An 11155-nucleotide genomic window follows, 5' to 3' on the forward strand; every position below is an offset into this window, starting at 1 on the left:
TTATTTATATTTCAGTTTTTGGTTGGTTTCTGTATTAGTAAACAAAATTGTTTTTTTGTTACCATTAATGTTCAAATGTACTAAATTTTGTTGTTCATTAAAAACATCTGATAAAACATTGTTGTAAATGTCTAATTCTTTTAAGTTATCTTTAAAAGGAATTTTCAAATAGCAAATTACAATATTATCTTCTTGTTCTTTAGATAAAAACTGTAATGTTTGAATTTTATTATTGATTTTAATTTTTAATTTTTCGGATAAATAACTAGCAATATAAGTGTTTGCATCCGATATTTCATCTTTTGTAGTAAGGTAAAAATGTTTGTTGTGTTTTTTATATAACGCTTTTTCTAAATCGTCGATAAATAATCTTGCAGTAATTTGAACTGCTTTTTTTTCTTTAAAATAATCTATCTGAAAAACCCCAACATAAAATTTATGCAAAGTAAAAGCACTCAGAAACGAAAACAATATTATCAGTAAACTTAACTTATTTTTATTCATTTTTTTTTGGTTCTGATTCTGTTTTTGGAATAGAATTTTCTTCTGTATTTTTTTCTGGTTCAACAGGTTTTGGATAATAGGGTTGTAAATTTTTCAATTTCAAAAAATCAACTGCAAGCGCACTCATTCGAAAAGAAATTAGCGTTTTGTTTTTCGCTTTAGCCGCGTTTTTTAATTCTTCATCTTCTACAATATAAAAAACAAATCCTTGTACATATTCTTCTGGAATGTGTAATTGATTCATAATATATTCGGAATCAAAGTTACTATTTATTTTATATTGTAAAAACTCTTTTCTTTCTACTTCTAATTCTGCCTTTAATTGTTTGGTTCTGCCAGAAATAGCGTTTAATAAGGGGTCAATACTAAAAGCAGTGTTCAGGCCAAATTGCCCATTTAAATCACCTGCGGTTTTTAAACGTCTTTCTGCTGGCGTGTATTTTTTTTGTCCTTTCGGGACCAATCCTAAAGATTCCGCAGTAATATCATCAGCATTCGTAACCATAATTTCTTTAATATGACGGGTATAAATATCTAATTTTATAAAAAGTAAATCTTTACCAAAATCTTTTTTTGTAATGATGTGTTTTTTGCCAACTAAATGTATGGCACTAAACATTATGGTGTCATTTACTTTCGCTTTTATTTTAAAATAGCCGCCGTTTCCAGAAATTGTATTAGTTTTGTTAGAAATATTTACAATAGTAATACCCTCATTGTCGTTGGTTTCCACAATGATTTTTCCCTTAATTATAGAATCATTTTGTGAAACTACAATTTGAAAGAGAAGAATAAAAACTATTTGTAAATATTTTTTGATAAGTGAATGAATTAATTTTTTGTAAAAATAATAGAACAAAATTACAATCGATATAAAATTTTGTTAAGAATAGAATAAAATTTGTAAAGCATATGAAAAAAGTAATTATAGCAAGCACTTCTACCGTATTCGGCGGCACCTATTTAGATTATTTATTGCCTGTTTTGAAAGAACATTTTAAGGGTATTTCAAATTTAGTATTTATTCCATTTGCAAGACCAGGAGGGAATACTCACGATGAATATACAGAAAAAGTCAAACCGTTTTTTAAACAATTAAATATTGAAGTAAAAGGAATTCATCAATTTGAAAATCCAATTGAAGCGATACAAAACGCAGAAGCCATTTTTACTGGCGGTGGAAATACGTTTGTTTTAGTAGATATGCTGTACAAATACAATTTATTAGATATTATTCAGAAAGCAGTTGAAAGTGGAACGCCCTATTTAGGAACAAGTGCTGGAAGTAATATTTGTGGCTTAACTATGAACACGACGAATGATATGCCTATTGTATATCCACCAAGTTTTAGAACATTAGGATTGGTTTCTTTTAATCTAAATCCACATTATTTAGATCCAATTGAAGGTTTACAACATATGGGGGAAACAAGAGAGACTAGAATAAGAGAATTTCATCAATATAATCCGCAATCGGTTTTAGGACTAAGAGAAGGGAGCTGGTTAGAAGTGTTAGGAAATAAAATTACATTAAAAGGTGATTTGCCTGCACGACTTTTTCAGCAAGGAAAAGAGCCAATTGAAATAGAAACTGGAACGGATTTAAGTAATTTAAAATAAAAAAGCCTCAAAATAATTTGAGGCTTTAGAGCGAAAGACGAGGGTCGAACTCGCGACATTCAGCTTGGAAGGCTGACGCTCTACCAACTGAGCTACTTTCGCATGGTAGAATTTTAAAATTCAATAAGTTTTAGAGCGAAAGACGAGGGTCGAACTCGCGACATTCAGCTTGGAAGGCTGACGCTCTACCAACTGAGCTACTTTCGCATTTTATTTTGGTGAGTGCAAATATAATATGAAAAACCGATTAATTGCAAGTTTTTTGAAAAAAATAATAAAAAATATAAAAAACAATCTTGTAATTTATTAATATATAACACGTTATGGACAAAATTTCAATCAAGAAAATCAATTATTTAGATACTTTTCCAGTTAGAAGCAGCGTCTTAAGACAAGGAAAACCTATTGAAACGTGCTCTTTTTTAGGTGATGACGCAGTTGATACTACTCATTTTGGATTATATATTGAAAATAATATAATAGGAGTAGCTTCTGTTTTTACATCTAACAATGAAAATTTCGATAATAAAACTCAATTGCAATTGCGTGGAATGGCTATTCTAAAAGAGCATCAAAATATGGGTTTTGGAAAGTTGTTGATTGAAGATATTTTTAGTTTTATTGAATCAACTCAAGTTGAATTGCTTTGGTTTAACGCAAGAGAAACTGCTGTGTCTTTTTATGAAAAATTGGGTTGCTTTAAAAAAGGTAATTCGTTTGAAATTCCTGAGATTGGCACACATTTTTTAATGTATAAATATTTTAATATTTAATTTGGAATCATTTTTGCTTTACACACAAAATACCAGTATTTTTTGATAAATTTGTTAAATTTCAATTGAATGAAAAAGGTTTTGTTTTTTAGTCTTGTACTAATTGTTTCTATTGTGTCTTTCAAACTTTGTAAAAATGATGATTTCAAAGTGAGTGAAGATTATTTTGACACCATTAGAAAAATTACTATTCATGCCATTCCTGAAGATATATTGTCAGATAAATCGGATAGTATTAAACGTATTTATGCTGCTTTTGGCAATCATGAAATATGGGTCGATGCAGAAAATAGAGAAGATTTAATAGTACAAATAGAAAAATCAAAACACGAAGGATTAAACCCTAAAGACTTTAATATCAATAAAATATTTCAATTAGAAGTTAGGTTTGATTCGTTAACTTTAGATGAAAAATTAGCCTATGATATTTTATTGACTCAAACCTATGACAAACTTTGTAATCAGTATTATAAAGGAAAATTAAATCCTGATGAGGTATATGAAAATTGGGATTTATTTGATAAACCATTTTCAATGGCGAATCATTTGAAAACTGCAATTTCTTCAAAAAAAGTAGGGTATTCTATTAAAAATTTATTGCCAAATCATCCTATTTATACTTCTCTAAAAGAAGCGTTGGTTCTTATAGATAAAATGCCAGAAAGTAATTTCGATTCAATAAATAAATCTGTAAAGTTAAAATATAACGATACTTTAAAAGAAGTAAAAGAAATCAAAAAACGATTGGTGTATTGGAAAGATTTAAACGAAAAACACACAAATTATTCCAATATTTACGATAGTTCAATGCTTGAAGCTGTAAAGAAATTTCAAGAAAGACACGGTTTATTAGCAGATGGTGTTATTGGTTACGGCACCATTAAAGCATTAAATTATAATGTAGCCACACGACGTTCACAAATATTAGCCAATTTAGAACGTTGGCGCTGGTTTCCAAGAGATTTTGGTGAGCAATACTTATTAATAAATTTGCCTGAATATTCATTGTATTTTATTAAAAATCAAGATACTTTAGCTACACATAAAATTGTTTGTGGGAAACCAAAAAGGATGACACCAATTTTAGATTCGAAGTTGTCTAATTTTGTTTTTAATCCTACTTGGACGGTTCCGCCTACTATCATTAAAGAAGATTTATCAATTGAAGCGGCTGTAAATAGAAGTTATTTCACCAGAAATAGAATTCTAATTTATAACGCAAAAAATAATATTGTTTCTCCCTCAAATTGGAATCCAGCAAAAGCCACAAGTTACAGGTATGTTCAAAATCATGGATACAATAATTCGTTAGGAGTTGTAAAATTTAATTTTCCTAACCATCACTCCGTGTATTTACATGATACCAATCACAGGGATTTTTTCGATTTATCATTTAGAGCATTAAGTTCTGGGTGTGTTAGGGTACAAAATCCGGTAGATTTGGCTAAAAAAATTCTAATAAAGCAAGACAATGAAAGATGGGCAAACGGAAATGAAATCGATACTATAATTAAAAAAAATAAATCACCCTATTATATAAAAATAAAAGAACCAACCTACGTACATTTATTATATTGGACAAGTTGGTTAAACGATGCGGGATTTCAATTTAGAGATGATATGTACGATTTAGATAAAAAATTGTACGATAAATTAAGAAGCTAATTTAGATTTATTCACGTACATTCTTGTAGGATGATAAATAAATAGCACCGATTTATTCTTTATAGTTTGAATTAATTTTGGAGCAATTGCAGTAGCTACTGCAGGACAACCTTGGCTTCTGCCTAAGTACCCTTGTCTATTTGCTAGTTTTTTAGAAACATATTCAGCACCGTGTATCACAATGGCTCTTTCTCTGGCTTTGTCATTAAGACCAAATTCTAAACCGTCTAATTTTAAAGAAATACCATGTTTCCCAATGTAGGTTTCACCGGTTAAAAAAAAACCTAAACTACTTTTATAAGATTCATTTTGGTTCGAAAACGATTTTGCAAATTCTTTTCCAGATTTTATACCGTGAGAAACTAACGTTTGTAAAATTACTTTTTTGTTTAACATATCAATCACCCACATTCTTTCTTTTGTGGATGACAAACTGAAATCAATTATTGTTAAAATATTATTTTTAATTTTCCCTTGCGTTTCTAAAGCGGTGTAACCTTCAAATGCTTTTGTGAAAATTTCTAATTCGGGTAACGAAAACCCTTCAGGTTGAATCTCACAATATAACAATTCCGATTTCTCTTTAATATTATCTGTTTCATTTTTTACCATAGCAATTGGATTTGCAACATTAGTTGCAAATTCATTGGTTTTAAAAGTTGATTCCATTAAGCTCACTTTAGCTGTAAAGCTTAACAAAAACACTAAAAAAAGGAATGGTAAAAATTTATAATTCATTGTTTATCTTGTTGTTACAATTACCTGTAGATGCACAAATATAATTGTAATTTTGAATAAAAAAAATAAATTAGTGTTTTTTAACGATATTTTTTAACGTTTTGCCGATATTATGACTTTTTTATGTTTTGAAAATTTATATAAGAAAAAGTAGATATTAATATTAATTTCAAAAATTAACATTTGATAATGAAACAAATTTGGCAATAGCGATACTAATTAATTTTATTTACAAAACATTTTTATGAATTGCTTTCAAATTCTTAGTATACTTTTCTTAATTCAAATTTCTTTTGCTCAAGAAATGGTAACATCAAATCCATTTTTGCCAGTAAATAATAAAAAGGAGATTAGTACCGTAAAAATTAAAAATCCCATAAAAATTGATGCGTCACTTAATGAAGAGGATTGGAAAAATGTACCTATTGCAAAAAACTTTGTAATGTTTAACCAAGAAAATGGTAAGCCAGAATTACCTGAACTTCGAACAGAAGTAAAAGTACTTTATGATGATGATGCCATATATGTAGGCGCTATTTTATATGATAATGAACCGGATAAAATTTTAAAAGAAATTTCAGAAAGAGATGATATAGGTGCAGCGGATTTTTTTGGAGTTTTTATCAATGGTTTCAATGATGGTCAGCAAGAATTTAGTTTTTTTGTAAGTGCTTCCGATGGGCAAATGGATTTAATAAGAACCACAGTAAATGAAGATACTTCTTGGGATGCCATATGGGAAAGTAAAGCAAAAATTACAGATATTGGTTGGATTGTTGAAATGAGAATTCCATATGCCGCACTCCGTTTTTCTGAGGAAGAGAAACAAACTTGGGGTATTAACTTTTTTCGAGAATTGAGAAGAAACAGACAAATGTTTACTTGGAATCCTGTAGATAACAGAAAAGGTTTTTTTACGCAACAGTCAGGAATTTTAAAGGGGATTGAAAAAATTAATACACCAACTCGTTTATTTTTGATACCCTATTCTTCTTTTTATTTAAATAGTTTGGGTAAAGATAAATCGTTCGGAACGCTAAAAGGTGGATTAGATTTAAAATACGGTTTAACCGATGCATTTACTTTAGATATGGTTTTGATTCCTGATTTTGGTCAAACCAGATTTGATAATAAGATTTTAAATTTAGGCCCTTTCGAACAAATATTTGATGAAAACAGACCGTTTTTCACAGAAGGAACAGATTTGTTTAATAAAGGAGGTCTGTTTTATTCGAGAAGAATTGGACAACGTGCCAGTAAATATCCAATAACTTCAGAAACAGAAGAAGTCATAGATTTTCCTAACACAATAGATTTGGTCAATGCCGTTAAAGTTTCAGGTCGAACGAAAGACGGTTTAGGAATTGGTTTTTTAAATACAATTACCAAAAAAACAGATGTAGTTATTCGCGATAAAAATACTGGAAGCATAAGGACAGAAACGGTTGAACCTTTAGCCAATTATAATGTTTTAGTATTAGATCAGCGTTTTAATGGAAATTCATCAGTATCATTAATTAATACAAATGTAACTCGAAATGGAAACTTCAGAGACGCTAATGTTACCGCTACAACTTTTGATTTAAACACAAAAAAGAATACGTACAATTTAAATGGAGCTCTAAAATATAGTTATGTGAATAATTATGCCAATTTGCAGAACAAAAACGGAATTACTGCGAATTTAGGATTTGGTGAAACATCTGGAAAAATTAGATTTTCAGTAAATGGAGAATATGTTTCCAAAAACTATGATAACAATGATTTAGGTTTTAATTTTCAAACCAATTATTTTTCTATTAGTGCTAATGCAAATTACCGGTTACTTCAATCGACAGAAAAATTAAACTCATTCAGGATAAGTTTAAATACGTTTGCACAATTTGATAAAGCAACTAACTATCTTCAGGAGCAAAATTTTAATATTAATTTAAATTTAACAAATAAAAAAAATCATTCTGCAGGAATCGGAATCAATATAAATCCGTTTGAAAGATATAATTTTTACAATCCTCAAGTCGAAGGAAGATTTGTAATTTTTCCAAAAAATTATGGTATGTGGGGATTTATTTCTACCAATTACAACAATAAATTTGCATTTGACATCAATCCAAATATTGGAATTACTGAAACTAAAGGTTGGTGGTATTGGGGAATAGATATAAGTCCTAGATATCGATTTAACGATAAATTATCATTAATTTATAGAAATAGCATTAACAACGAATATCAAGACTTAGGTCGTGTAGACCAAGTTGGAAATGATATTATTTTCGCAAAAAGAGACAATCAAACTTTAGAAACAAGTTTGGAAGGGAAATATTCCATCACTGCAAAAATGAATTTTGGTTTAAAACTAAGACATTATTGGTCGTTTTCTGAAAATAATTCGTACTTTAAGTTATTAGAAAATGGTTATACTGAAGCTTATTCTTATTCAGATAATGCCAATCAAAATTTGAATTTATGGAATTTTGATTTGTCTTATAGTTGGTGGTTTGCACCAGGAAGTCAAATGTCGTTTTTGTATAGAAATGCCTCAGGTATTTTTCAAAATACAATAGACAAGAATTTTGTTTATAATACTAAGAAAGTGTTTAATCATGAAGATTTAAATCATACATTTTCTATAAGTATTCGATATTTTATTGATTATAACCAAGCCAAGAATGCTTTAAAATAATATAATTATTTTATCTATAATTAAATTTAGAAAACCTTTTCGTTAATAATTTTTTTGAGTCGGCGTTTAAAAAATCAGTAACTTCGTAACTTAAATACAACACTGATGAACAAAAAAGTAATTTTAATGATTTTAGATGGTTGGGGACATTCTCCAGACCCTAAAGTTTCAGCCATAGATAATGCCAATACACCATTTATAGATTCGTTATATAAAAACTATCCAAATGCCGAATTGCGTACAGATGGACTTCATGTAGGTTTACCAGAAGGTCAGATGGGAAATTCAGAAGTAGGGCATATGAATTTAGGTGCAGGACGAATTGTGTACCAAGATTTAGCTAAAATTAATTTAGCAGTCAAAAATCATACATTGAAAAATGAAAAACCGTTGCTTGAAGCCTTTAATTATGCAAAAACAAATCATAAAAACGTTCATTTTTTAGGTTTGGTTTCAGATGGTGGCGTACATTCTCATACGTCACATTTACGTGGATTAATTGAAGCTGCTCAGGAAAATGGAGTAACAAATATGTTTGTTCATGCTTTTACCGATGGACGAGATGTAGATCCAAAATCAGGAAAAAAATACATCCAAGATTTACAGAATTTTCTTTTAAACACGAATGCAAAATTAGCATCAGTGATTGGAAGATATTACGCTATGGATAGAGACAAACGTTGGGAACGAGTAAAATTAGCTTACGATTTGTTAGTCGGAGGTATTGGGAAAACAACATCAAATATGGCAGAAAGTATTCAAAAAAGTTATGATGAAAATGTAACAGATGAGTTTATACAGCCCTTATTTTCTTCTGAAGGAAAAACAATACAACCAGATGATGTGGTAATTTTCTTTAATTTCCGTACAGATAGAGGTAGAGAACTAACCGAGGCGCTTTCGCAAACCGATTTTCATGAGCAAAATATGCACAAATTACCGTTGTATTATATTACGTTAACTAATTATGACGATACCTATAAAAACGTTCACGTAATTTATGATAAAGACAATATTACTGAAACACTAGGCGAAGTACTTTCTAAAGCTGGAAAAAAACAAATCAGAATTGCAGAAACAGAAAAATATCCGCACGTAACTTTTTTCTTTTCTGGTGGAAGAGAAGAACCGTTTGTTGGGGAATCACGTATTTTAAAAAACTCGCCAAAAGTAGCCACATACGATTTACAACCGGAAATGAGTGCTTTCGAATTAAAGGATGCTTTAGTACCTGAATTACAAAAAAGAGATGTGGATTTTGTGTGTTTAAATTTCGCAAATGGCGATATGGTAGGGCACACTGGAAGTATGCCAGCAGCCATAAAAGCATGTGAAGCCGTTGATGTTTGCGTAAAAGAAATTATTGAAACAGCTTTAGCAAACCAATATACCACAATCGTAATTGCCGACCACGGAAATTGTGAAACCATGATAAATCCAGATGGCTCACCTAATACAGCACATACGACCAATCCAGTACCTGTAATTTTAGTGGATAACGATAAAATACACATTCAATCAGGTGTTTTAGGAGATGTGGCTCCCACTATTTTAGATTTAATGGGAATTGCTCAACCAGAAGCCATGACGCAACATTCGTTGTTAGTTAAATAAATAAAAAACCCTCCAAGCTCAAAACTATTGGAGGGTTTAAAAAAAATTATAATTATCAGAAAATCTGCGCAACTAATTAAAAATCAGAGCCTGTAAACAAGTTCTGATTCACTTCATCTATATAAGTCAAAATTTCTTCTTTACCTAAAGCACTTTCAGCTGAGGTAATAAAATATTGAGGCATTTCTGCCCAATCGTTGGCTAATAAATTTTTCTTGTACGCTTCCACGTGTTTGTGAATATGCGTTTTTCCTAATTTGTCTGCTTTTGTAAAAACAATACAAAACGGAATTTCACTTTCGCCTAAATATTCAATAAATTCAGTGTCAATTTTTTGAGGTTCATGTCTAATATCTACCAAAACAAACGCACAAATAAGTTGTTCTCTGCTTTCGAAATAATCCGTAATAAATTGTTGAAATTTTGCTTTTGTGATTTTAGAAACTTTTGCGTATCCATAACCCGGTAAATCTACTAAATGCCAATTTTTGTTAATTAAAAAATGGTTGATTAGTTGTGTTTTTCCTGGTTTTCCAGAGGTTTTAGCAAGATTTTTATGGTTGGTAATCATGTTAATTAACGATGATTTTCCAACATTTGATCGTCCAATAAAAGCATATTCTGGAATTCTGTCTTTCGGACATTTTTCCACTTCGGAATTACTAACTACAAATTCGGCGGTATTAATTTTCATTTGATTTACAGTATTTTAACTACTCAAAAGATTGACGTAGGATATTTTTCTCTTTACTATAAAGAGAATTTATAATTTTTTCTCGCTAAGCCAATTAAATAGCAAATCATTAAATTGATCTGGTTCTTCCATCATAGCAGCATGACCACATTTGTCAATCCAATACAAATCAGAATTTGGCAACAGTTTTTTAAATTCTTCTGCTACTTCTGGTGGCGTTACTTTATCTTGTTTTCCCCAAATAATACAAGTCGGCACATGCATTTTAGGCAAATCTTTAGCCATATTATGACGAATGGCACTTTTGGCAATAGTTAACGTTTTCAAAAGTTTGATTCGGTCATTTACGGTTGCAAAAACTTCGTCAATAATTTCTTTTGTTGCCACTTCAGGCTTATAAAATACGTCTTCAGCTTTTTTTCTAATGTATTCATAATCACCACGTTTAGGGTAACTTTCACCCATAGCGCTTTCGTACAATCCGGAACTTCCAGTAATTACTAATCCTTTAACTAATTCAGGGTATTGTTTTGTAAAATACAATCCAATGTGTCCACCTAAGGAATTTCCTACCAAAATTACACGTTCTAATCCTTTGAAAACAATAAAGTCTTTTACATATCTAGCAAATGCTTTTACATTAGTTTTTAATAAACTTTGCGTATAAATAGGCAATTCAGGAATAATTACTTTATATCCTTTACTTGGGAAAAAATTAGCCACGCCGTCAAAATTACTTAAGCCGCCCATCAAACCATGTAACACAATTATTGGCGTACCTTCGCCAGCTTCAAAATACGTATATTTTTTTTCTTTCTTTATCATAAAAACGTCTTCGAGTTCAACTATCTAATACGTACAAAA

At 30.0% G+C, this 11155-nt stretch carries 10 protein-coding genes and 2 tRNA genes; 5 read left to right on the forward strand and 7 right to left on the reverse strand.

Going from position 1 to position 11155, the window contains the following annotated elements:
• The gene (locus tag ACIQZ1_RS02170) at positions 1–504 is read right to left on the reverse strand and encodes a DUF6702 family protein (protein ID WP_396158616.1); all 504 of its coding nucleotides are present in this window, start codon (positions 502–504) and stop codon (positions 1–3) included.
• Positions 497–1237 carry a hypothetical protein gene (locus ACIQZ1_RS02175; protein WP_396158618.1) on the reverse strand — a complete coding sequence of 247 codons (741 nt, stop codon included), beginning with the start codon at positions 1235–1237 and terminating at the stop codon, positions 497–499. Before ACIQZ1_RS02175 ends, ACIQZ1_RS02170 begins: the two co-directional genes overlap by 8 nt.
• A gap of 179 nt (positions 1238–1416) precedes the next feature.
• Between ACIQZ1_RS02175 and pepE the strand changes: the two genes are divergently transcribed.
• The gene (pepE, locus tag ACIQZ1_RS02180; protein WP_396158620.1) at positions 1417–2124 is read left to right on the forward strand and encodes a dipeptidase PepE; all 708 of its coding nucleotides are present in this window, start codon (positions 1417–1419) and stop codon (positions 2122–2124) included.
• A gap of 29 nt (positions 2125–2153) precedes the next feature.
• On the opposite strand, the gene ACIQZ1_RS02185 is transcribed toward pepE, so the two are convergent.
• Together ACIQZ1_RS02185 and ACIQZ1_RS02190 are read right to left on the reverse strand one after the other, a co-directional pair.
• A tRNA-Gly gene (locus tag ACIQZ1_RS02185) sits at positions 2154–2226 on the reverse strand.
• Between the two features lie 32 nt (positions 2227–2258).
• Positions 2259–2331 (reverse strand) — tRNA-Gly (locus ACIQZ1_RS02190).
• Between the two features lie 116 nt (positions 2332–2447).
• Here ACIQZ1_RS02190 and ACIQZ1_RS02195 point away from each other — a divergent pair.
• The gene (locus ACIQZ1_RS02195) at positions 2448–2897 is read left to right on the forward strand and encodes a GNAT family N-acetyltransferase (protein ID WP_396158622.1); all 450 of its coding nucleotides are present in this window, start codon (positions 2448–2450) and stop codon (positions 2895–2897) included.
• 69 nt (positions 2898–2966) lie between these two features.
• On the forward strand, positions 2967–4562 hold the full coding sequence (locus ACIQZ1_RS02200) for a murein L,D-transpeptidase (protein WP_396158624.1): 1596 nt from the start codon (positions 2967–2969) through the stop codon (positions 4560–4562).
• Here the strand turns inward: ACIQZ1_RS02200 and ACIQZ1_RS02205 are convergent.
• The gene (locus ACIQZ1_RS02205) at positions 4551–5300 is read right to left on the reverse strand and encodes a murein L,D-transpeptidase catalytic domain family protein (RefSeq protein WP_396158626.1); all 750 of its coding nucleotides are present in this window, start codon (positions 5298–5300) and stop codon (positions 4551–4553) included. The two genes, ACIQZ1_RS02200 and ACIQZ1_RS02205, sit on opposite strands and share 12 nt — an antisense overlap.
• A gap of 244 nt (positions 5301–5544) precedes the next feature.
• Between ACIQZ1_RS02205 and ACIQZ1_RS02210 the strand changes: the two genes are divergently transcribed.
• Positions 5545–7983, forward strand: coding sequence for a DUF5916 domain-containing protein (locus tag ACIQZ1_RS02210; RefSeq protein WP_396158628.1), 2439 nt, complete (start codon positions 5545–5547; stop codon positions 7981–7983).
• A 105-nt stretch (positions 7984–8088) separates the two neighbouring features.
• Entirely contained in the window at positions 8089–9597 is a 1509-nt protein-coding gene (gene gpmI / locus ACIQZ1_RS02215; protein ID WP_396158630.1) for a 2,3-bisphosphoglycerate-independent phosphoglycerate mutase, read from the forward strand.
• A gap of 76 nt (positions 9598–9673) precedes the next feature.
• Here gpmI and yihA read toward each other — a convergent pair whose 3' ends face one another.
• Together yihA and ACIQZ1_RS02225 are read right to left on the reverse strand one after the other, a co-directional pair.
• Positions 9674–10291: a ribosome biogenesis GTP-binding protein YihA/YsxC gene (gene yihA, locus ACIQZ1_RS02220; RefSeq protein ID WP_396158632.1), complete on the reverse strand. Its 618-nt coding sequence runs from the start codon at positions 10289–10291 to the stop codon at positions 9674–9676.
• A 69-nt stretch (positions 10292–10360) separates the two neighbouring features.
• Complete coding sequence (locus ACIQZ1_RS02225; RefSeq protein WP_396158634.1) at positions 10361–11116, reverse strand: alpha/beta fold hydrolase; 756 nt, start codon at positions 11114–11116, stop codon at positions 10361–10363.
• Between the last annotated feature and the right edge of the window lie 39 nt (positions 11117–11155).

This window comes from Flavobacterium sp., assembly GCF_044341185.1.
GTDB lineage: Bacteria > Bacteroidota > Bacteroidia > Flavobacteriales > Flavobacteriaceae > Flavobacterium.

Bases quoted from the DNA above. Each gene is read 5' to 3' on its own strand.
- yihA (WP_396158632.1), bottom strand. From the start codon at position 10,291: ATGAAAATTAATACCGCCGAATTTGTAGTTAGTAATTCCGAAGTGGAA.
- ACIQZ1_RS02205 (WP_396158626.1), bottom strand. From the start codon at position 5,300: ATGAATTATAAATTTTTACCATTCCTTTTTTTAGTGTTTTTGTTAAGC.
- ACIQZ1_RS02195 (WP_396158622.1), top strand. From the start codon at position 2,448: ATGGACAAAATTTCAATCAAGAAAATCAATTATTTAGATACTTTTCCA.
- pepE (WP_396158620.1), top strand. From the start codon at position 1,417: ATGAAAAAAGTAATTATAGCAAGCACTTCTACCGTATTCGGCGGCACC.
- gpmI (WP_396158630.1), top strand. From the start codon at position 8,089: ATGAACAAAAAAGTAATTTTAATGATTTTAGATGGTTGGGGACATTCT.
- ACIQZ1_RS02200 (WP_396158624.1), top strand. From the start codon at position 2,967: ATGAAAAAGGTTTTGTTTTTTAGTCTTGTACTAATTGTTTCTATTGTG.
- ACIQZ1_RS02170 (WP_396158616.1), bottom strand. From the start codon at position 504: ATGAATAAAAATAAGTTAAGTTTACTGATAATATTGTTTTCGTTTCTG.
- ACIQZ1_RS02210 (WP_396158628.1), top strand. From the start codon at position 5,545: ATGAATTGCTTTCAAATTCTTAGTATACTTTTCTTAATTCAAATTTCT.
- ACIQZ1_RS02225 (WP_396158634.1), bottom strand. From the start codon at position 11,116: ATGATAAAGAAAGAAAAAAAATATACGTATTTTGAAGCTGGCGAAGGT.